This is a genomic window from Rhizobium sp. CECT 9324 (genome assembly GCF_918741265.1).
Taxonomy (GTDB): domain Bacteria; phylum Pseudomonadota; class Alphaproteobacteria; order Rhizobiales; family Rhizobiaceae; genus Allorhizobium.
Genome location: NZ_CAKKMZ010000001.1, coordinates 3,404,802 through 3,426,369 on the forward strand (window position 1 = coordinate 3,404,802; position 21,568 = coordinate 3,426,369).

General features: G+C 62.1%; 19 protein-coding genes. 5 read left to right on the forward strand and 14 right to left on the reverse strand.

What is annotated here, in order from left to right; all coding sequences use genetic code 11:
- Positions 1-14: 14 nt before the first annotated feature.
- Both LQ231_RS16555 and LQ231_RS16560 read right to left on the reverse strand, forming a co-directional pair.
- Positions 15-2,393: a hypothetical protein gene (locus LQ231_RS16555; RefSeq protein WP_230172267.1), complete on the reverse strand. Its 2,379-nt coding sequence runs from the start codon at positions 2,391-2,393 to the stop codon at positions 15-17.
- 59 nt (positions 2,394-2,452) lie between these two features.
- Positions 2,453-3,751 carry an adenylosuccinate synthase gene (locus tag LQ231_RS16560; RefSeq protein ID WP_069043514.1) on the reverse strand — a complete coding sequence of 433 codons (1,299 nt, stop codon included), beginning with the start codon at positions 3,749-3,751 and terminating at the stop codon, positions 2,453-2,455.
- Between the two features lie 207 nt (positions 3,752-3,958).
- Between LQ231_RS16560 and LQ231_RS16565 the strand changes: the two genes are divergently transcribed.
- Positions 3,959-4,855 carry a DMT family transporter gene (locus tag LQ231_RS16565; RefSeq protein WP_113142048.1) on the forward strand — a complete coding sequence of 299 codons (897 nt, stop codon included), beginning with the start codon at positions 3,959-3,961 and terminating at the stop codon, positions 4,853-4,855.
- A 68-nt stretch (positions 4,856-4,923) separates the two neighbouring features.
- On the opposite strand, the gene LQ231_RS16570 is transcribed toward LQ231_RS16565, so the two are convergent.
- From LQ231_RS16570 to LQ231_RS16610, 9 genes are all read right to left on the reverse strand, one after another.
- A complete protein-coding gene (locus LQ231_RS16570) occupies positions 4,924-5,286 on the reverse strand; it encodes a hypothetical protein (RefSeq protein ID WP_113142049.1) in 363 nt (120 codons plus the stop codon).
- Positions 5,287-5,385: 99 nt separating this feature from the next.
- On the reverse strand, positions 5,386-5,784 hold the full coding sequence (locus tag LQ231_RS16575; RefSeq protein ID WP_113142050.1) for a DUF1236 domain-containing protein: 399 nt from the start codon (positions 5,782-5,784) through the stop codon (positions 5,386-5,388).
- A 188-nt stretch (positions 5,785-5,972) separates the two neighbouring features.
- On the reverse strand, positions 5,973-6,869 hold the full coding sequence (locus tag LQ231_RS16580) for a DMT family transporter (protein WP_230172269.1): 897 nt from the start codon (positions 6,867-6,869) through the stop codon (positions 5,973-5,975).
- Between the two features lie 27 nt (positions 6,870-6,896).
- Complete coding sequence (locus LQ231_RS16585) at positions 6,897-8,324, reverse strand: aldehyde dehydrogenase family protein (RefSeq protein WP_230172270.1); 1,428 nt, start codon at positions 8,322-8,324, stop codon at positions 6,897-6,899.
- 111 nt (positions 8,325-8,435) lie between these two features.
- Positions 8,436-9,722 (reverse strand): FAD-dependent oxidoreductase, encoded by a 1,287-nt coding sequence (locus tag LQ231_RS16590; RefSeq protein ID WP_230172273.1) that lies wholly within the window; start codon positions 9,720-9,722, stop codon positions 8,436-8,438.
- Between the two features lie 150 nt (positions 9,723-9,872).
- Positions 9,873-10,565, reverse strand: coding sequence for a uracil-DNA glycosylase (ung, locus tag LQ231_RS16595; RefSeq protein ID WP_230172275.1), 693 nt, complete (start codon positions 10,563-10,565; stop codon positions 9,873-9,875).
- A 137-nt stretch (positions 10,566-10,702) separates the two neighbouring features.
- The gene (locus LQ231_RS16600) at positions 10,703-12,274 is read right to left on the reverse strand and encodes a GMC family oxidoreductase (RefSeq protein WP_230172277.1); all 1,572 of its coding nucleotides are present in this window, start codon (positions 12,272-12,274) and stop codon (positions 10,703-10,705) included.
- A 125-nt stretch (positions 12,275-12,399) separates the two neighbouring features.
- Positions 12,400-12,930, reverse strand: a complete 531-nt coding sequence (locus LQ231_RS16605; protein WP_230172279.1) for a gluconate 2-dehydrogenase subunit 3 family protein — start codon at positions 12,928-12,930, stop codon at positions 12,400-12,402.
- A gap of 133 nt (positions 12,931-13,063) precedes the next feature.
- The gene (locus tag LQ231_RS16610) at positions 13,064-13,459 is read right to left on the reverse strand and encodes a VOC family protein (protein ID WP_230172281.1); all 396 of its coding nucleotides are present in this window, start codon (positions 13,457-13,459) and stop codon (positions 13,064-13,066) included.
- 250 nt (positions 13,460-13,709) lie between these two features.
- Here LQ231_RS16610 and LQ231_RS16615 point away from each other — a divergent pair, with 250 nt between their 5' ends.
- The gene (locus tag LQ231_RS16615; protein WP_007606331.1) at positions 13,710-14,018 is read left to right on the forward strand and encodes a ribbon-helix-helix domain-containing protein; all 309 of its coding nucleotides are present in this window, start codon (positions 13,710-13,712) and stop codon (positions 14,016-14,018) included.
- Positions 14,019-14,089: 71 nt separating this feature from the next.
- Here LQ231_RS16615 and LQ231_RS16620 read toward each other — a convergent pair whose 3' ends face one another.
- Complete coding sequence (locus tag LQ231_RS16620; protein ID WP_230172283.1) at positions 14,090-15,421, reverse strand: dicarboxylate/amino acid:cation symporter; 1,332 nt, start codon at positions 15,419-15,421, stop codon at positions 14,090-14,092.
- A 376-nt stretch (positions 15,422-15,797) separates the two neighbouring features.
- On the opposite strand from LQ231_RS16620, the gene LQ231_RS16625 reads away from it, so the two are divergent.
- Complete coding sequence (locus LQ231_RS16625; RefSeq protein WP_230172285.1) at positions 15,798-17,528, forward strand: ATP-binding protein; 1,731 nt, start codon at positions 15,798-15,800, stop codon at positions 17,526-17,528.
- Entirely contained in the window at positions 17,525-18,889 is a 1,365-nt protein-coding gene (locus LQ231_RS16630) for a sigma-54 dependent transcriptional regulator (RefSeq protein ID WP_230172286.1), read from the forward strand. The genes LQ231_RS16625 and LQ231_RS16630 overlap by 4 nt, the downstream gene beginning before the upstream one ends.
- 30 nt (positions 18,890-18,919) lie before the next feature.
- On the opposite strand, the gene LQ231_RS16635 is transcribed toward LQ231_RS16630, so the two are convergent.
- Both LQ231_RS16635 and LQ231_RS16640 read right to left on the reverse strand, forming a co-directional pair.
- Positions 18,920-19,912: an Ldh family oxidoreductase gene (locus LQ231_RS16635; protein WP_230172287.1), complete on the reverse strand. Its 993-nt coding sequence runs from the start codon at positions 19,910-19,912 to the stop codon at positions 18,920-18,922.
- A gap of 18 nt (positions 19,913-19,930) precedes the next feature.
- A complete protein-coding gene (locus tag LQ231_RS16640; protein ID WP_230172289.1) occupies positions 19,931-20,749 on the reverse strand; it encodes an HpcH/HpaI aldolase/citrate lyase family protein in 819 nt (272 codons plus the stop codon).
- A gap of 122 nt (positions 20,750-20,871) precedes the next feature.
- Between LQ231_RS16640 and LQ231_RS16645 the strand changes: the two genes are divergently transcribed.
- Complete coding sequence (locus LQ231_RS16645; protein WP_230172290.1) at positions 20,872-21,564, forward strand: hypothetical protein; 693 nt, start codon at positions 20,872-20,874, stop codon at positions 21,562-21,564.
- Positions 21,565-21,568: the final 4 nt, after the last annotated feature.

Below are 21,568 nucleotides of genomic sequence, written 5' to 3' on the forward strand. Positions count from 1 at the left end.
GACTGTCAGGTTGTTCAGTTTCCGGCAGGAGCGGCAAGCGCCGCCCATTCCTTCATCACCTGGGCAAACACCGCAGCGCCATCCGTGCCCTTGTCGAGGGTCAAAAGCGCGCGTCGTCCATTGCGATAGATTACCGGAATGTCGATCCACCCCCGGGTCGAGAGCAGATCGAGATTGCGCTTCACCACATCTTCGAAATCGTTCAACGCCACCAGATAGGTATCGTCGGTGACCTTGGCAGAAACCGCCACAAGCGGGTCGCCGCGATCCTGCTCGGTACGCTTCATCGCGATCCGCTGCAGGTTTTCGATCGCACCGCCTTCGAAGTCGGCTGGCACCGAGAACACGACCTCGATGATATGGCTCGCGGGCAGCGAACTGTCCGCATTCCGCTTGATCGTCACCAGCGCCGACATTCCACGTTCCGGCACATTGATGCGGCCCTGGATCTGCGGATTGGGCTTTCCGTCTTCGCCGGTTTCGCGCACTGCGGACCAGGCAACGGTTCCAGGCACCGCAACCGGCGTGGTCTGGCCGAGCTTTTCCTCATAGAGGAAAGCCTTGTCGCCGGACAGTGCAGCAGCCGTACTGCCGGCTGCCGGCGGGTTCTGCGTCGGCGCGGGCGCGGTCGACGGCGGCGCATCACCCGGTTCAACCGTGGAGGCAAGTGTCTGGGCAGACACGGAGCGGCCTTCGGCTGGCGCATCGGCAGCGACTGTCGCACCGGCACCGGCATCCGTCTCGGTGCCGTCAGCCTGCAGCCTCTGGGTGAACTTCTGACCGTTGACCGCACCGTCTTCGGTGGTGGCAACGGGCGGCGTCGCAGCAGGCTGTTCGGCTGTTGCCGCAGGCGCTGTCGCCGGATCGCTTACGGCCGGCGTGGTAGCCGCCGTCTCGCCCGTCGATGCAGTCGAACCCGTCAGGCTGGAGACCATTTGGCCCATTTCACCGCGATATGTCCACGCGGCAAAGCCGCCACCAACGATGAGAACGGCGCCCAGCACACCGAAGATCAAAGGCGCAAAATTCCGTGGCTTCTTCGGCTCGAGGCGGTAGGCCCCATAGGCATCGGGCTCACCCGAAGGCTCGACCGCTTCGCCCTCGGCATGCGTCGTGAATGTCGACAGCTGGTCGTCCCAATCGCCGGAGGCAGGCATAACGGCCGCACCTTCGACAGACGACGGCGGCCCCTTGCTCAGATCACCCGCAGTGTCGTTGAACCACTGGCTGAAATCTTCGTTTTCAACCTTTGCCGGGCTAACGGAAACCGATTCCGACGCATAGCTAGCCTCACCGAGAAGTTCGTCATGAGGATTGCTTGCCACCGAAGCTGTTGTTTCGGTTTTCTCCGGATCATAGGCCGGGAAGCCGCTGGCTGGGGCAAACGAGATCGCCGAAGGCTCTGCAGCAACCTCCGGCAGGTCCTGCGGATCGAATGCCGGGCGCTGTTCGGCGAAATCGGGAAGATCCCAGCTGGCGGCGGGAAGGGCCGGTGCGATCAAAGAAGGGCTACGGTCAGCAAGCCAATCATCGACAGCATCCACCGCCGGTGTCTGCTGTGCAGTCTGGTGATCATCGACGACGCCATCCGCCGCAGCCGGCGTGGCGTGGCCTTCCTCATCCCAGATCAGCGCGGACGATTCGTCGCTTCGCTGCCATTCGCGCGGTTCGTCGACGACAACCGCAGGCGCGTCCGGTTCGACGTCAACAGCTGTTTCAAAATGACGCTCAGGCTCAGGCGTTGGCTCGTGTTCCGGCTCGGAGGCAACCGGTTCGTCGTCGACAGTTGGAGCGTAGTAATCAGGCTCCTCGACGATCTCGGCATGCGGCTCTTCCGCCGTAACGTAGGAAGGTTCTTCCCACGTCGACTGCGTGGAATACGGCTCGGGCACGTCGGCCCTGAAGGGCTCGGCAACCGGCTCCGCATAAGGTGCGTCAACCGGCTCGACCGTGCGATCGTCCGCCATGTGGTCGTCGGCCCAGTCATCACCGCTGACCACCGGCGCTGCGGGCTGTTCCGGCTCATCGTCCGCAACGGCTTCAGGCTCTTGATCCTCAGCAGCAGCGTCAGGCTCAGCCAAGGTCTCGCCCTCCGGCTCGGCCTGGCTCCACTCGGGAATTGCGGCGGCGGCGGCCGTTGGAAGGACGGAATCGTCCACAGCCTCTTCAGCCGCAGGCAAGGCCTCGGCATGCTCCGCTTCCACCTCGAGAATCGCAGCATCCAGCTTGGAGAGCTGGCGTTGCAGCATCTGCTCCGGTGGACGCGGCGACATGTTCTCGAGCTGCCGGACCACGGCTGCGCGGGCCTTTTCATAGACCTTCGCGCGCATCTCCGGAGTATTGTTCGACAGGCCGTCCACGGCCCGTCGAATCACTGCGATAAAGTCAGCCATCAGCACTTTCTCTTGATCGCCGATCCGGGGTGGACCGGCAAAACACTAACAGAATCTTATTAATCCTCGAAAGGGTCTGTCACAAGTATGGTATCGTCGCGTTCCGGGCTGGTTGACAGCAAAGCAACCGGCGCGCCGATCAGTTCCTCGACCTGGCGAACGTATTTGATCGCCTGAGCCGGCAAATCCGCCCATTTGCGGGCGCCGACGGTCGATTCCTTCCAACCTTCGAGCGTGATGTAGATCGGCTCGACGCGCGCCTGGGCAGCCTGGGCTGCTGGCAGATAGTCGATTTCCTGACCGTCCAGCTTGTAGCCGACGCAGATTTTCAGCTCTTCCAGCCCGTCGAGAACGTCGAGTTTGGTGAGCGCGATGCCGGTGATTCCATTGGTGGCGACCGACTGGCGCACGAGCGCTGCATCGAACCAGCCGCAACGGCGCTTGCGGCCCGTCACGGTGCCGAACTCATGGCCCTTTTCGCCGAGGAACTGGCCGATCTCGTCATGCAGCTCGGTCGGGAACGGGCCTTCGCCGACACGCGTCGTGTAGGCCTTGGTGATGCCGAGGATATAGCCGAGCGAGCCCGGGCCCATGCCGGAACCGGCAGCGGCCTGGCCGGCAACCGTGTTCGACGAGGTGACGAAGGGATAGGTACCGTGATCGATATCGAGCAGCGAGCCCTGAGCGCCTTCAAACAGGATGCGCGAGCCCTTGCGGCGCTCCTTGTCAAGCAGAACCCAGACCGAATCCATGAAGGGCAGAACGCGATCAGCGATCGAGGTCAGTTCCTCCATGATCGTCTTGTGCTCGATTTCGGCCACGCCAAAACCGCGCCGCAGCGCGTTGTGGTGGGTCAGGATGCGCTCGACCTTGCCTTCCAATGCGTCGAGATCGGCGAGATCCATGACGCGGATGGCGCGACGACCGACCTTGTCTTCATAGGCCGGGCCAATGCCGCGGCGGGTGGTGCCGATCTTGGTACCACTGTTGGAGGCCGCGTCTTCACGCATGCCGTCCAGCTCTCGGTGCAGCGACAGGATCAAGGTTGCATTTTCAGCGATGCGCAGATTGTCCGGCGTCACTTCGACGCCCTGGTCCTTCAAGCGACCGATTTCCGCGATCAAGGCATGTGGATCGACGACCACGCCATTGCCGATCACGGCCTTCTTGCCCGGACGCACGACGCCCGACGGCAGAAGCGACAGCTTGTAGGAGACGCCGTCGATGACGAGCGTATGGCCGGCATTGTGACCGCCCTGGAAGCGCACGACGATATCGGCGCGCTCCGAGAGCCAGTCAACGATCTTGCCCTTGCCCTCGTCACCCCATTGCGAACCAATCACCACGACATTCGTCATTTCGTAATCCTGTCTATCGCGCAACGCTGCGCTTTACCCAAACCCGCGCATCTATACTGTGTTGTTTTTCGGAAATCGACCCGTATTGACGCTTGATTTGGCTTTTTGCGTGACAAAGAACCGGCCCTCCCCTATTTCCGACATCGTTCGCGCTTGGACAGCTTCGCATGCTGCTTCGTCAAAGCGTGGTTCAAGCCGGGAATTCAGATGCCTCTGTCCATGCGTTGCTACGTTTATCTGATCATCACCACCCTGCTTTGGGGTGGCAACACGGTTGCCGGCAAGCTCGCGCTCGGCCATGTCAGCCCGATGGTCCTGAGCTTCGGTCGTTGGGGATTGGCGGCGGGCCTGATCATTTCGATTTCCGTTCCGCAGATCCGAAAGGACTGGCCCGTCCTCAAGGCCAACTGGCTGCTTCTCGTCGCCTATGGCGCCGTCGGTTATGCGGCGTTCAACGGCTTTCTCTATACGGCGCTGAAATATACCAGCGCCGTCAATGGCGCGATCGAGCAGGGCGCGATCCCCGTCCTGATCTTCGTCATCAATTTCCTGATCTTCCGCATCCCGGTCTCGAAGATACAGATTCTCGGCTTCCTGATCAGCTTCCTCGGTGCAGCGCTCACCGCCTCCCATGGCAATCTGCAGACCCTGCTGACGCTGTCCTTGAATTATGGCGATCTGATCATGCTGTTTGCCGGCCTCAGCTATGCCGTCTACACGATCGCCCTGCGCTGGAAGCCGGCCGTTCACTGGAAAAGCCTGATGGCGGGACCGGCACTGGCCGCAGCACTCACCTGTCTGCCGCTGCTCTATTGGGAAGCCGGCAATGGCGAGATGATCCTGCCCGACACACGCGGCTGGCTGATCATTCTCTATTGCGCGGTCTTTCCGTCGCTGATCTCGCAGATCCTCTACATCAAGGGCGTGGAGGGCATCGGCGCCAATCGAGCAGGCCTGTTCATCAACCTTGTCCCGGTATTTGGCACGCTTTTGTCGATCAGTCTGCTCGGTGAAACACTCGAGCTCTTCCACATCATCGCCCTGGTATTGGTACTCGGCGGCATCGCCATTGCCGAATGGGGCAAACCGACCAAAGCCCCATAGTCACAACCGGGTTGAGACTGGACATAAAGAAACGAGCCAGCCTCGCGGCTGGCTCGTCGTCGTAGAGGTTACGGCGTGGTCGGAGCCGTCGTGCCACCGCTCGGAGCCGGTGTCGCTGGAGCCGGTGCCGGATCGGCAGGCGCTGCCGGAGCCGCATCATTGGTCGCCGGCGGGGTCGGCGTCGTCGTGTCAGCCGGAGCTGTCGTTGTGGCCGGAGCTGTCGCCGGTGCCGGATCGGCTGGCGCCGTGGTTGTGGCAGGTGCGGTCGTGGTGTCGGTGGCAGTGTTGGAGCCGCCGAACAGCATGAAGGCACCCGCGGCGATCACGACCACCAGCAATGCGGCGATCGCCATTGCCGTGCCGCTCATGCCTGCATTTTGCGTAATATGAGGACGTTGATCCTGGGGCGTATTCGGGCGTTGATCCTGCATGGTTTTCCTCCTTGTGCGCACAGGGCGGCCGCGCGCATGCGCAACCAAATTCCCTGGCAAAATTCTAGTTTTTTCGGAAACGTTGCGTTCCGTTCAGGCTTACTGCACGACGCCGACAACCACATAGGTTTCCGGATCGACGATGACGCGCTGGTTGTTGACCACAGCATAGGCATAGGTCGGGTCTTCCGGGATCTGCGTCAAAACAACCTGCCGCGGCAGCGGCTGGCCGACAGCGATCTGCTGTTCGATGACCACGGGTTCGGCAGCGACAGGCTGCTGGCGGACATAGGTGACAACGGTTTCAGGCGGCGGGGCGATTGCGGTTCCCGCAATGGCGCCAACGACACCACCGACCGCGGCTCCGACCGGGCCGCCGACGATCGCACCCGTCACGGCACCGCCGGCAGCGCCGGTGACTGTGCCTTCCTGAGCCAGGACTGGCGATACAATTGAGCCAAGCACCATGGCTCCCAGTACAACAATCTTCGTGTTCATAGCCTCATCCTTTTCATGTCAGTTCCGATGAGCAGAGAACATCTGGAGACCGTATTTGTTCCACCATGTCGGTGGGGGAGCAAATGGCAACCGATCGCCGAAAACCTGCGGGTGGTCGGGTTCAGGGGAGGTCGGCGGCGGACTGGGAGGCGGCAATAGAGCGCGTGCGCACTGGAAAGCGCCTTGTCTCAAAGCACCGGCGCGGAAGGCCAGACGCGGTTCCGCCGCACTTCGTAAAAGATGTGGCCGAACAGAGCGGCCATGACGATTGGCCCGCCGACGAGTGTTGCCGGAGACGGTATTTCGTTGAGCACAAGCCAGACCCAGAACGGTGTCAGCGGCACTTCAAGCGCCGTCAACAGGCTGGCATCGGCCGCCGGCAATCTGCGGCTCGAGGCCGTGTAGAAGATCAGGCCCATGGCATTCTGCACGATCGCGAAGACCACGATCAACTGGAGATCCGGCACTGAGACACTCAAGGGCGCGGCAAACCAGAAGGTGACGAAGGAGCAGAGCCATGCCGACCCCGCCATGGCTGGCAGCATCGGCACATCGCGATGTTTGCGCATCAATGTCGCCATGGCCGCAACCGAAAGCGTCATCACCGCTGCGAGGAATTTGCCGAACAATCCGCCACCGCCGCCATGACCATCGGTCAGCATCACCAGCACGCCCGTCAGCGCCACGGCACTGGCAATCAACGTAGATCGACTGGGCCGCTCTCCGATAAAGATGAAGGCGACGGCGGCGGTCACGAAAGGCACGGTTGCATAGATCACCATCGCATCGGCAATCGACGTGTAATACATCGAGCCGATACCGCTGATCATGCTGGTTGCCGAAAAGATCGTGGTCAGCAGGCTCGGCCAGCCCATGCTGCGCAGGATGCCCGGCACCCGGCCTCGTTCCAGGTAGATGAAGAACAAGAAGACGCAGGTGCCTGAAAACAGGCCGCGCCAGAACAGCATTGTCATCAGGTCGGTGCCGATATGGCGGATGAACAGGCCCGATGACGACCAGGCCAGTGCGGAAATCGCCCCGAAGAACACGCCGAGGCGGTAGTGACGTTGGTCATCAAGCATCATGTCAGCCGTGCAGAGAGCAGTCGCATCCTAGCTGTCCCAGCCGATGATACCCTTGATTTCCAGGAAATCATGGATCGCCCAGTCCGCGTATTCGCGGCCGTTGCCTGACTGCTTGTAGCCACCGAAAGGCGCAAACGTGTCCCATTCCGGATAGTTCAGATACACCGAGCCGGCACGCATGCGGCCAGCAACCCTGCGCGCATGTTCGATATCGCCGGACTGGATATAGGCCGCCAGACCATAGACGGTGTCATTGGCGATTGTGATCGCCTGCTCTTCCGTCTCGTAGGGCAGGATCGACAGCACCGGGCCGAAGATTTCTTCCCGTGCAATCGTCATATCGGGCGAGACATGGCCAAAGATCGTCGGCCGCACATAGTAGCCGCGATTGAGATGTTCCGGCCGACCGGGCCCGCCCGTCACCAGAAGCGCGCCCTCCTCTATGCCCACCTCGATCAACCGCTGGATCTTGTTGAACTGCACGTCGCTGACCACCGGCCCAAGCACGGTGTCCTCGGCCTGCGGATCCCCGACGACAAATTTTTCGGCAGCATCGCGCGCAATCAGCAAGGCCTCGTCGTGCCGTTCGGCCGGCACCAGCATCCGCGTCGGCGCATCGCAGGACTGGCCGGAATTGCCGAAACACCCTTCGACACCCTTGCGCACCGCCGTATCAAGATCCGCATCCGGCAGGATGATATTGGCCGACTTGCCGCCAAGCTCCTGTGCCACGCGCTTGACCGTGTCCGCTGCGGTCTTGGCAACGATGATGCCGGCCCGCGTCGAACCAGTAAACGAAACCATGTCGACATCCGGATGGCCAGCCATGACCTGTCCGACATCCGGGCCATTGCCGTTGACCATGTTGAAGACGCCCTTAGGCGTACCGGCGGCCTCCATCACTTCGGCAAAGATGATGCCGGAAATCGGCGCGATTTCCGATGGCTTCAGCACCACGGTGCAGCCAGCGGCAATTGCCGGTGCCACCTTGCAGACGATCTGGTTGAGCGGCCAGTTCCACGGCGTGATCAGCGCGCAGACGCCGATCGGCTCCTTCACCACCATCGTCGAGCCGCGCTTTTCGGAAAACTCGAAGCCTTCGAAGGCTGTGATCGTCGCTTCCAGATGCGCCCGCCCGGCCCAGGCCTGGCTTTCGCGCGCAAACGAAAGCGGCGCGCCCATCTCGCGACTGACGGCCGCAGCAATGTCTTCGTAGCGCTCGTTGTATATCTCCAGGATGCGCTTGAGCAGTGCCAGCCGCTCCGCACGGTCCGTCACCGCGAAGCTCTGGAAGGCCGCTTTCGCCGCCGCCACAGCCCGATCGACATCGGGCTTGCTGCCGACCGAAATCTGCGTGAACGCCTCCTCCGTCGAGGGATCGATCACGTCAAGCAGAGCCGGAACCACCGGGTCTACCCAAGCGCCGTCGATATAAAACTTCAAGTGATTGGACATGGGCACTCCGGAGGGGACGTGGCAGGCGGGCCTGCACTATTGTCCAAGCCACCTCGCTCCGCAAGCCGTCCCGTTGCGCCCGATCGGCAATCCCCAATCGGAAAGCGGATGCTAACGCTCCAACCTGTCGAGCATACGATACCATGCGATGCGGGCGGCAACGCCGACACGACGGAACCGATGCAGCGGGATAGGACGGATCGGCGAGAGCGGCAGCGGCAATACGGCCGCGTCACCGCTGGCGATGTAGTCGGCAAGAGGCGCGCCGAGCGCGGTCATCAGACCGATACCGCGCCCTTGACAGCCGGCAACCATCAGCAGTCCCGGCTCCGGCTCGTGCAGATGCGGCAGAAAATCGGCGGTGATCGCGACGCGGCCAAACCACCGGCGCTCGATCGGAAGACCGGCAAGGGCCGGATAGAGGCGCTTCAATGCCCGTTCGAGATGCTGCCAGTCCTCCGGGCCTCTCGGCACCCGCATCGGACCACGCCCGCCAAGCACGAGCCGGTTGTCAGGACTCTTGCGAAAATAGAGCAGGATGCGGCGGCTGTCAGAAACCGCCTGTCCATGCGGCAGGACAATGTCGTCAAGCTCCGACGGCAGAGGCGCCGTAGCGATCTGGAACGAATGCAGCCACACAAGACTTTGTGCCAAGCAGGGGATCAGGGCATCGGAATAGGCATTGGTCGCGACCAGCACCTTCGTGGCCCGGACCTCGCCGCCGTCGGCCATCGTCACCCGCCAGCCGCCGTCTTCACGCCGAAGACCCGTCACGCGTTGGTTGAGGGCAATGTGAACGCCGAGGTTTGCGACGAGCCGCGCCAGTTCGCAAACAAAGGCCAGCGGATCGATCGTGCCGGCCCTGCGGTCAAGCCATCCGCCCTTGTAGCCATTGGCCCCGGTCAGCAACGCGATTTCCGCCTGATTGAGCAAGGTCACGTCCGCCCCATGCGCCCGCCATTGCCGGTTGCGTTGGGCTGCGGCCAGCAAAGCCGTCTCTGTATGGGCCGCCTGGATCCAGCCTGTGCGGCGGTGGGGAACTTTCAGCCCCTCATGCGCGATCAGGTCGAAGACCGCATCGGCGGTGCCGGCGGAAAATTCGGTGAGCGTCGCACCGCGTTCAGGCCCGAGCATCGCGATCAGCGCTTCCGGGTCAAACTTGAGCCCCGGGATCACCTGCCCGCCGTTCAGGCCGGACGCCCCCTCGCCCAGACCGGCCGCCTCGATCACTTGAACCGACAGCCCGCGCCGCGCCGCATGAAGGGCCGCCGAAAGCCCCTGGAACCCGGCACCGATGACGGCGAGATCGACAGATCCCCGGTCAACGACCGGCCCGGAAGCAGCCGGCATTGCTGCGGGCTTCTGCCAGACGGACAGATTGGCCGGTTCCCGTGTCATGAAAATGCGCCCTGAAAATCGACAATTGAAAACAAAAATAAATTGGCCGCGAAAATGATGAAAATCAACCGGGATCACACGAAATCGACACTATGTGTTCCATCGCAGGAACAGTCAAACAGGCCGAAGCACAAACAGGCTATGGCAAGACTAGACCGCGTCCGGCAAGCGCCAGTCGATCGGCTCACGCCCATGCTGGGAAAGATAGGCGTTGGCCTGGGAGAAATGCCGCGAGCCGAAAAAGCCATTGTGCGCGGAGAGCGGCGACGGATGCGGCGCCTTCAGCACCAGATGACGACCGCGATCGACAAACGCCGCCTTCTTCTGCGCATAGGCACCCCACAGCATGAAGACGACATGCTCGCAGTCGTCGTTGACCGCACGAATGACCGCATCGGTAAACTGCTCCCAGCCCTTGCCCTGATGTGATGCGGCCCGCGCTTCTTCGACCGTCAGCACGCTGTTGAGAAGCAAAACGCCCTGCCTTGCCCAACTCTCTAGAAATCCATGCCGCGCCGGCGGGATGTCGAGATCGGTCTTCAGTTCTTTGTAGATGTTGACCAGCGACGGCGGAATGCGCACATCCGGCCGCACACTGAAGCACAGGCCATGCGCCTGTCCCGCACCATGGTACGGATCCTGCCCGAGGATTACCACGCGCACCTGATCGAGCGGCGTCAGGTCCAGCGCGCGGAAATACTCCGGTCCTTTCGGGAAGATATGCTTGCCCTGGGCCCGCTCCTCCACAAGGAAGGTCTTCAGCGCCTGCATGTAGGCGCTTGAGAATTGCGGCGACAGCACCCGTTTCCAGCTCTCGTCCAGTTTCACGTCCGGTTCAGCCATGCGAAGCCCTGCCTTTGCCAATGCAATCGCCCTGATTGAATGGCACCGGCTCTGTCTGTCAAGTCTGCGCAAGGATACGTCAACGACCAGATGAAGGGGCGGCACGCGGGCCGCCCCTCCGCATTGGCAGGGGGAGGTTAGATCGAACCTGCCGCCATTTCGGCGGCGATATGATCGGCCTGCCGGATGGCCAGGGATACGATGGTCAAAGTCGGATTCTCTGCCGCACCGGTGGTGAACTGGCTACCGTCCGAGATGAACAGGTTCTTGATGTCGTGACTGCGGCCGAACTTGTTGACCACACCATCCTGCGCCTTCTCGCTCATCCGGTTGGTTCCCAGATTGTGCGTCGAAGGATAAGGTGGCGTCGGGAAGGCGCGGGTTGCCCCGACGGCCTCATAGATCGCCATGCCCTGTGTGTAGGCATGGTTGCGCATCGCCTCGTCATTGGGATGGTCGGTGAACCAGACATCCGGGATCGGCATGCCGTATTTGTCCTTCAGCTCGCCATGCAGCTTCACTGCATTCTGCTCCTGCGGCATGTCCTCGCCGACGATCCACAGGCCGGCCATATTGGCATACTGGTCCATCGCTGAAGCGAACGAGCGACCCCAGCCGCCCGGATCGAGGAAGGCCGCCATGAACGGAATGCCGAGCGCCAGCGTCTCCAGTTCATAGCCGCCGACGAAGCCGCGTGACGGATCGTGCTTCGCCTCGTCGCGGATGATGCCGGCCATGGTCGTGCCACGGTAGAAATGCACCGGCTTCTCGAAGACGCCGTAAACCGAGCCGGTCGTATGGCGCATGTAGTTCTTGCCCACCTGGCCGGACGAATTGGCGAGACCATCCGGAAACATCGAGGATGCCGAATTGAGCAGCAGCCGCGGGCTCTCGATGGAATTGCCGGCAAGACAGATGATCCGCGCCTTCTGGCTGTGCAGCGTGCCATCCTTGTCGGCATAGACGACGGCGTTGACCTTGCCGTCCTTGTCATGCTCGATCTTGACCACATGCGAATTCGGCCGGACCTCGAGCTTGCCGGTCGCCTCGCCCTTGGGAATTTCCGTATAGAGCGTCGACCATTTGGCGCCCCATTTGCATCCCTGGAAACAGAACCCGGTCTGCTGGCAGCTCATCCGATCGTCGCGGTCGGCCGAATTGATCGCCATATTGCCGGTATGACAGTCCTTGTAGCCCAGCTTGTCGGCACCGGCCTTCAGGATCTTGAAGTTGTTGTTACCCGGCAGGCCCTCGATGCCATTGGTCCGGGTGACACCCATCTTGTCTTCGGCCTTGGCGTAGTAAGGTTCGAGATCGGCCAGCGTGATCGGCCAGTCGAGCAGGTTTGCGCCCTCGACCTTGCCGTAGTGCGTCAACGTCTTGAACTCGTGTTCCTGGATGCGCAGCGATGCTCCGGCCCAGTGGGTCGTCGTGCCACCGACGGCCTTGACGATCCAGGCCGGCAGGTTGGGAAAATCCTTCGATACCCGCCAGCCGCCACCAGTGGTTCGGTTGTCGAGCCAGGCGAGCTGGGAAAAGCTATCCCATTCGTCATTGATGAAGTCTTCGTATTCGATGCGGCTACCGGCTTCGAGAATGACGACATCGATGCCCTTCTGGGCGAGTTCGTTGCCGAGCGTTCCACCGCCCGCACCCGAGCCGATGATGACGACCACGCTGTCGTCGTTGAGATCGTAAGGCGCTGCCATGATTTCCTCCCAGAAATGTCAATTCGGCATGTCGAGACCGCGCCGCCACTCCCTTCCCATCCGCGATGGGCCTCCACGGGCGGCGATGCTGTTTTTAATGCTGCTTGCTGCCGCCGGTGCGGCGTTCAGAGCCACTCCAGATCATCGAAACCGCGCTCGATATAACCGCCCTTGGAATAGGACTCGCCCTCATAGCCGAAGATCGGCCAGAGCTCCTTCTGGTTATAGAGGCTGACCACGAGATCGCCGCGGACCGCCTGAAAGAACGGCGTTGTCTCGATGTCGCGCAGAATGGCGACGCGATCGTCTTCCCAGCCGAGGCCGCGATAGCCTGTGGCGCCGGCCCGCCTGTCGAGATCGGCAATGCCGTCCTCGATCAGTTTCTTGTGGGCCTCGTCCTTGCCGGCGCGCTGGTCCTGACCTTTCACGGCAATCGCATAGAAGCGGTCTGCCAACTGGTCATGCGGATAGATGTCGCGGGCAAGCTGGATCAGCGTTGCCATGGCCTCTGGCGCAAGCGCCGTGGTCTCCAGCCCCCAGGCATTGTGCGGGCTGATCACCGCCGTCCCGCTGATCACCAGCGCGGCACCGATGCTGCCGCGTTTCAAAAGCTCGCGACGGGACAGGCCTTTTGTCTTTTCATACACTGTTACCACGTCAGTCTCCTCCCAAAGTCCTGTGGTTATCGGCAGGCCGTTTGCTCCGACCTGCATCGGACGGCGCGGCAGCCGCGCGACCCTTTGTCGAAACGGTGCCCGGCCCGGTCCTCCAACCCGGCCGGACTTGCCGTCATTTGTACCGGCCGTGCCGCTGCAAGACCTCGATCTTGTAGCCGTCGGGATCGGTGGCGAAAAAGAACCGGGCCAGAAGCGCACCATCGCGGTTGAAATCGATGATCTTTCCCGGATTGAGCCCGAGATCGGTAAACCGCTGATGCTCGCTGTCGAGATCGCTGACCGAGACCGCAAGATGGCCGTAGCCATCGCCCAGATTGTAGGCCTCTGCCCGGCCCTTGTTGACCGTCAGCTCCAGCTCGAATTCGCTGTCGTCGTTGCTCAGATAGATCAGCGTGAAGGTGTCGAAATCCAGTCTTTCGGCAACCGAAAGACCGAAGGCGTTCCGGTAGAACTCAACGGACCGCACCTCATCAAGCACACGCACCATCGAATGGATCATCTTGGCCAAGTCAAACTCCCCAGTCTGCGTCAAATTCAGTCTGCGTCAAATCATGCAATGACCAGAGTGTGCTACCGGGAAGCGCGGTGCGGGTAGCAGCCCATTACCGCATCTGCGATTTTGCTGCGTGCTGGGTCAAATTCGGCGTCGATCGGACAGGTACGTATGAGCAGGCACGTATGAGAAAGATCGAAATTGACCCCTGTGCGTGCCGGTCGCATACTATGCTTCAAAACAAGAAATGATGGAGGAAATGCGCATGTGTGAGGTTTTCGCCGGACAGGATCCGGCTCGCTATCGCGCCGTCAATCGCTCGGTTCGCATCGGCGGTCATTCGACCAGCATCCAGATCGAGGCGGCCTTCTGGGATCTGATCGATGAAATCGCGGCAGGCCAGCAGTTGTCGACGTCGCGTTTCCTGTCGACGCTCTACGACGAAGCGTTGGAAATCAACGGCCAGGTCAGCAATTTTGCATCGCTGCTGCGCACAAGCTGTCTGATTTACCTGATGGGCAAGGCGCAGCATCCGGAAAGCCCGCCGCAGTTTCACATCATCGCAGCTGAATAAACAAAAGCGCGATCCGGACGAACCGGACCGCGCCTTGATTTCGGCAAACCGTCTTGGGTCGGCGCCGAATGTTACTCCGCCGCCTGAAGCACCGGCTGCATTTCGGCCTCCTCAAGTACCTTGCCGCCGAGTGCTGCATGGAACAGGCTCTCGTCGAGTTCGCCTTCCCAACGGGCAACGACCACGGTCGCAACCGCATTGCCGATGAAGTTGGTCAGTGCACGGCATTCCGACATGAAACGGTCGATGCCGAGGATCAGCGCCATGCCGGCAACCGGAACGGACGGAACCACCGACAGGGTTGCAGCCAGTGTAATGAAGCCCGCGCCGGTGATGCCGGCAGCACCCTTCGAACTCAGCATGGCAACGGCGAGCAGCAGGATCTGGTCACCGAGCGGCAGATGAATGTCGGTCGCCTGGGCAATGAACAGCGCCGCCAGCGTCATGTAGATATTGGTGCCGTCCAGATTGAAGGAATAGCCGGTCGGGATGACCAGGCCGACGACCGAGCGCTTGCAGCCGGCCTTTTCCATCTTGTTCATCAGGCCCGGTAGGGCGGCTTCCGAAGACGAGGTGCCAAGCACCAGCAGCAGCTCTTCCTTGATGTAGCGGATCAGCGCGAAGATCGAGAAGCCGTTGTAGCGGGCGACCGCGCCGAGCACCACGACCACGAACAGGAACGCGGTCAGGTAGAAGGTGCCGATCAGCATGGCGAGATTGGTCACCGAGGCGATGCCATATTTGCCGATGGTGAAGGACATGGCGCCGAAGGCACCGATCGGGGCCGCCTTCATCAAGATGGCAACCAGCTTGAAGATCGGGCTGATCACGGCATGCAGGAAATCCGTCACCGGCTTGCCGGCATCGCCGACCAGCGCCAAAGAAATGCCGAACAGGATCGAGAAGAACAGCACCTGTAGAATATCGCCATCGGCAAATGCGCCGACGATGGTGGTGGGGATGATGCCCATCAGGAAGCCGATGATCGTCGAGTCATGCGCCTTTTCGGTATAGGTCGCCACAGCCGACGCATCGAGCGAGGCCGGGTCGATATGCATGCCGGCACCCGGCTGGACGACGTTTGCGACCACCAGGCCGACGACCAGCGCCAGCGTCGAAAAGGTCAGGAAGTAGAGCATCGCCTTGCCGGCGACGCGGCCGACCTTCTTCATGTCGGACATGCCGGCGATGCCGGTTGCGACCGTCAGGAAGATCACCGGCGCGATGATCATCTTGACCAGCTTGATGAAGGCATCGCCGAGCGGCTTCAACTGCGTGCCGATTTCCGGATAGAAATGGCCGAGCAGGATGCCGGCGACAATCGCGGCCAGAACCTGGACATAGAGATGCTTGTAGAAGGGCTGCTTGCCCTGGGGCGCATGGCCCGCAGTTTCGATATGCATGATATCCTCCGTTGCCCCTGTCGGAACTCGTTCCGGCCTCCCGGGCGCTGCGCTGTTCAAAGAAACGCGGGGCGAACCCCGATCCGTTCTCATCAGCAAAGTGCATGCCAAACCGGAGGATTTGGATCAACCATATGAAATTATTGGGTGAATTATCTGGCCACGGTTTGCGACGGAAAATTCGTGCGAATTTCCGCACGCGGCACTTGGCAATTCGTGCGGATTAACACACAATCGTGCCATGACCTCGTTCATGCAACCTTCGTCAACTGATCCTGCGCAGATCCCTGGGATCACGCGAGCATCGTGGCTGATTTTTCTGCTGTTGGCGCTCAGTGCTCTGGCCGGTAGCCTGTTCCTTGCCGGGAACACGGGCATGCGTAGCGCGCTGGCAACGCTCGCTGACGATGTTGCAGAAGACGCAGCGCTGAAACGTGCGTTGTTGCAGGCAACCCTGGAACGCCCTCGCGCGCTGCCGCTGGTGCTGGCGGCGGACAGGCAGGTCGGCGACACCCTGAGCAATCCGACCGGAGATGCCGTCGAAGGCCTGAACAGAAAACTCGAAGCCCTGGTGGTCGCGACCAGGACGGCGGTCATCTATGTGGTCGGCCGCGACGGGATCGCGATTGCCGCGAGCAATTGGCGGGAACCGGACAGTTTTGTCGGCAACGACTATAGCTTCCGTGAATATTTCAAGCGCGGCATGGAATTGGGACATGCCGAACATTATGCCCTCGGTAGTGTCAGCAAGCGTCCCGGCCTCTATCTTTCGCAACGCGTCGCCGATGCAAAGGGAACCGCCGTCGGCGTTGTCGTGGTCAAGGTGGAATTCGATGGCCTTGAGCGCGACTGGGGCAATTCCGGCAGATCCACATTCGTCACCGACAATCACGGCATCGTGCTGATCACCAGTCGGCCGGAATGGCGTTTTCTGACCACGGCGGACATTCCTCCGCACGAACGTGTCGCGATCCGTGAAAGCCTGCAGTTTGGCGAGGCTCCGCTGGAAACACTGCCGGTCTGGGCGCTGTTCGGTCATGATGGTCATGATATGGTTTCGACCGACCCCGGGCTCGGCATGCCCCAACAACCGCACCTTTCTCTGACGCTGGATGTTCCCGGCACCCCGTGGCAGATGCATGTCCTGTCACCCGCCGCCGCAGTGTTGACCGCAGGCATCTGGCAGGGACGTCTCATCGCCCTGCTCGTCATCCTTCCGCTGATCGCCTTGGCAGCCATATTGCTCCATCGCCGCAACCGCGCGCTGCGCCGCCTGGCAGCGGACCAGGCAGCCCGCGAGGAGCTGGAGCGCAAGGTCGCCGCCCGCACCCGTGAATTGACGATTGCAAGGGACCGGCTGCAGACCGAGATCAGCGAGCACCGCACGACGGAAACACGCCTGCAGACCGTCCAGCACGAACTCGTCCAGGCCAATCGACTGGCCATTCTCGGTCAGGTGGCCGCGGGCGTCGCGCATGAAATCAATCAACCGGTTGCCACCATCCGCGCCTATGCCGACAATGCCCGCACCTACCTGTCACGCGGCGAAAGCAAACCGGCCACCGAAAACCTGTCCTTTATCGCCGATCTCACCGATCGCATCGGCGCCATTACCAACGAATTGCGCGGCTTTGCCCGCAAGGGCCGTGCCGCCGCAGAACCCGTCGCCTTGAAAACCGCCGTTGATGGTGCCCTGCTGCTCCTGCGCAGCCGCTTCGCCGGCAGTCTCGACATGCTGCAGGTTCAGGCGATCCCGGAAGGCATCACTGTGTCGGCCAATCGCATCCGCCTGGAGCAGGTGCTGATCAACCTGCTGCAGAACGCGCTTGAGGCAGTGCATGGCCGCGCCGACGGCCGCATCACCGTCAGCCTTGCTCCGGCCGCTGCCGGCGAAGTGGCGATTACCGTTGCCGACAATGGACCGGGTATTCCAACGGCGGTTCTGGAGAACCTGTTCACCCCGTTCAACACCTCGAAGGAGAGCGGCCTCGGCCTTGGCCTCGTCATCTGCAAGGATATCGTCAGCGACTACGGTGGCCTGATCGACGTTGACAGCTCGCCGGCCGGCACCATGTTCACCGTAACCCTGAAGCGGGCAGCGCCATGAGCAACCCGGTCGAAATCATCCTCGTCGATGATGACGCCGCCCTGCGGCGCGCAACCCGCCAGACGCTGGAGCTTGCCGGGTTTTCCGTCCGCGACTTTTCCGCCGCCGCCCACGCCCTTGCCACGCTGTCCGCTGATCTCGCAGCAGTCGTCGTCAGTGACATCCGCATGGCAGGCATGGACGGATTGGCGCTGTTTGCCCGGATCAAGGCGATTGATCCCGAGCTCCCGGTCCTCTTGATCACCGGACACGGCGATATCGACATGGCCGTGCGTGCCATGCAGGACGGCGCTTATGATTTCATCGCCAAGCCGTTTGCCGCCGACCGGCTGGCTCAAAGCGTCAGCCGCGCCGCCGACATGCGAAAGCTGGTCATCGAAAACCGTCGCCTGCGCCAGGCCGCCGAGGCAAGTCAGGACGACCTGCCGCTGATCGGCCAGACGCCGGCCATGGAACACCTGCGCCAGACGCTGCGCCAGATTGCCGACACCGATGTCGACGTGCTGGTCGCCGGCGAGACCGGCAGCGGCAAGGAAGTCGTCGCCACCCTCCTGCACCGCTGGAGCCGTCGCAACCGCGGCAATTTCGTCGCGCTGAACTGCGGCGCGCTGCCCGAAACGGTGATCGAGAGTGAACTGTTCGGCCATGAAGCCGGCGCCTTCACCGGTGCGCAGAAAAAACGCATTGGCCGCATCGAACATGCCAGCGGCGGCACGCTGTTCCTCGACGAGATCGAAAGCATGCCACCGGCGACCCAGGTGAAGATGCTGCGCGTCCTGGAAATGCGCGAGGTCACGCCCCTTGGCATAAACGACGTGCGACCGGTCGACCTGCGTGTCGTCGCGGCTGCGAAGGTCGATCTCGGCAATCCGGCCGAACGGGGCGATTTTCGCGAGGATCTCTATTACCGGCTCAACGTCGTCACCGTCTCTATCCCGCCGCTGCGGGAACGGCGCGCCGACATCCCGCTGTTGTTTTCCCATTTCGCCGCCCGCGCCGCAGAACGTTTCAAGCGCGATGTGCCGGTGCTCACCGGCGAGATCGCCCGCCACCTCGACAGCCATGCCTGGCCCGGCAATGTCCGCGAGCTTGCCCACTATGCCGAGCGTGTCGTCCTCGGCATCACGCCGCCGCCGCAGATGGCATCGGAGCCCCTGCTGGAGCCATCCGCGTCGGATGAGGGTCTGAGCCTGCCGGAACGCATGGAACGCCACGAAGGCAACCTGATCCGCAAGGCTTTGCGCGACAATGACGGTGACGTGCGAAGGACGCTGGAAGCGCTCGGCATTCCGCGCAAGACCTTCTACGACAAGCTGCAGCGCCACGGCATCAACCGCAACGACTACACCGACCCAGACTGATCCCCGTGCGCCTGGCCCTCGCGGCGAAACTCAGGCGATGGCATCGATCGCGGCAATCACGTCGTCTTCGATCTCGATGCCCTCGGCCTCCGCGGTGCGGGTAAGCCCCTGGCCACGGCGACCGGGAATACGCACCCCCTCCTGCGCATCGATCTCGTCGGCCAACAGCGCCAGCCGCTCGAACACGCCGGAACCACCTGTCGCTGTGGCATCGATGGCGATGATCGTCTGGCCGAGCGCCACCGGCGGTCCCTTGTCGTCGAACAGCGACGAGGCCTCGAAAGCATAGTTGGCCCCGGTAATGCCGGCCGACAGGATCTCGACCATCATTGCCAGTGCCGCGCCCTTGGCGCCGCCGAGCGGCGCCATCAAACCGCTCATCGCCAGCTCGGCATCGGTGGTCGGCTTGCCGTCGAGGTCGAACGCCCAGTCGTCCGGAATGGCCTCGCCCTTCTGCCGCGCCGCCATGATCTTGCCGCGCGCAACCTTGGAAATGGCAAGGTCGACAGTGATCGGATCGCCGCCCGCGATCGGCACCGAAAACGCGATCGGATTGGTGCCATAGAGCGCCTTCCTGCCGCCCCAAGGTGCAATCGACGCCGGCGCATTGGCAAACATCATCGCAGCCAGTCCCTGTTCAGCAAACCGCTCTACGGTGAGCCCCATCACGCCGGCATGATGCGAACGGTAGATCGAGGCTATCGCAATGCCCTGGGCCTTGGCAATCGCCGGCAGTTCGGCCACCGCCAGATCGAGTGCCGGATAGGCAAAGCCGTTCATCGCGTCGATCGCAAGCACGGATGGCCGCGGCCTGACCGCACGCGGTTGGGCGCGGCCATCGACCTTGCCGGCCTTGGCCTGCGCCGAATAGGCCGGAACGCGCCGCAACCCATGTCCGCCCTGGCCGGCGGCCTCGGCACTGACCAGCGCCCGGGCGACCGATGCGGCATTGTCGGCATCCACACCGGAACGCAAAAGAGCGCCGACCACCAGGGACTGCGCGGCATCAAGAGAAAGCTTCATCAAAAATCCATTGCTGTTTCAGTTGCGCATTGCCGTGGCGAGGGCTGCAGCCCCCTTCATCAGCAGCCCGACATCGGAGCCGGTCGCAAGGAACCGGATGCCTGCAGCCTTGGCCAGCGCAATCATCGCGGGATCGCCGGTCATGATGCCGACCGGCTTGCCGGCAGCGACGATCTTGCGGATCAGTGCATCGACCGCTGCCATGACCTCAGGCGCAGTCGACCGGCCGGGGAACCCCATGTCGGCGGCGAGATCCGCCGGACCGATCAGGATCGCATCGACCCCTTCGGTGGCAATGATCGCATCGGCATTGTCGATACCCATCCGGCTTTCGATCTGGGCAATCAGGCAGATCTCGCCATTGGCGGTTTCGGCATAGTCGGAAATCCGGCCGAAATCCGATGCCCGACCGAGGCTTGCGCCCATGCCGCGTGTACCCTCGGGCGGATAGCGGCATGCCTTGGCGAGCAGTTCCGCCTGTTCGCCGGTTTCGACCATCGGGATCATCAGCGTCTGGGCGCCGACATCAAGCGCCTGCTTGATCAGCCACGGCTCGCCCGTCACAAGCCTGACCACCGCATGTGCCGGATGCCGCGCCATCGCTGCAAGCTGGCTTGCGATCAGTGGAATATCGTTCGGCCCATGCTCGCCATCGATCAACAGCCAGTCGAACCCGGCCCCGGCACAGACTTCCGCAACATGCGGACTGGCAAGGGCCACCCAGAGGCCAACCAACAGGGTATCGTTCGCGGCGAGAGCGCGCTTGAAAGTATTGACGGGTGCAGGCATGATTTCCAGAATCTCGTGAACAGATGGCCGCGACGATAGCGAAACCATCGGCCCTGTCCAAGACAAAACCCGGTCGCGGGCGCGCTGCAATTGAAATGGCCGCAAGCCTCGTGATAGGACGGCCCCTCTTGCCGGCGACGGCCTCATCTTGCCAGCAATGAGAGACCACCATGCTTCCCTGGATCCAGCTCGATAGCGCCAGCATTCCCGGCGGCGGTGAACTGCGCCTGAAACAGCGCGGCAGCGAGTTTTCCATCATGCTCGGCGCCAACGAACTGATGAACAGTCGGCTGAGCGGCTCGGAAGAAGCATTGGCGACCCTGTCCTGGGATCGCATCCGCGACACAAGGAAGGCCCATATCCTGATCGGCGGCCTCGGCATGGGTTTTACCCTGCGCGCGGCACTGGATATCCTGCCTGAAGACGCAAAGGTCACGGTTGCCGAACTGGTGCCGGGCGTCGTCGAATGGGCACGCGGTCCGATGGCCGAGATCTACAATGGCAGCCTCGATGATCCGCGCGTCAGCATTCATGTCGGCGATGTCGGGGCTCTGATCGCGAAATCCCGTGACACCTTCGACGCCATCCTGTTGGACGTCGATAATGGCCCGGACGGCCTGACCCGCGCAGAAAACGACAGCCTCTATGACTTCAGCGGCCTGCGCGCGACCAAATCCGCCCTGCGCAGCAACGGCGTGCTCGCCGTCTGGTCGTCAGGTCCGGATCCGCGCTTTACCAAACGTCTCAAGGAATGCGGCTTTGCCGCCGAGGAAGTGCCGACCCGGGCCAGCCGCAAGGGCGGCGGGGCGAAACACATGATCTGGCTTGCCGTCAACAAATCGGCAGCGCCCGCCAAGCGCTGAGGCT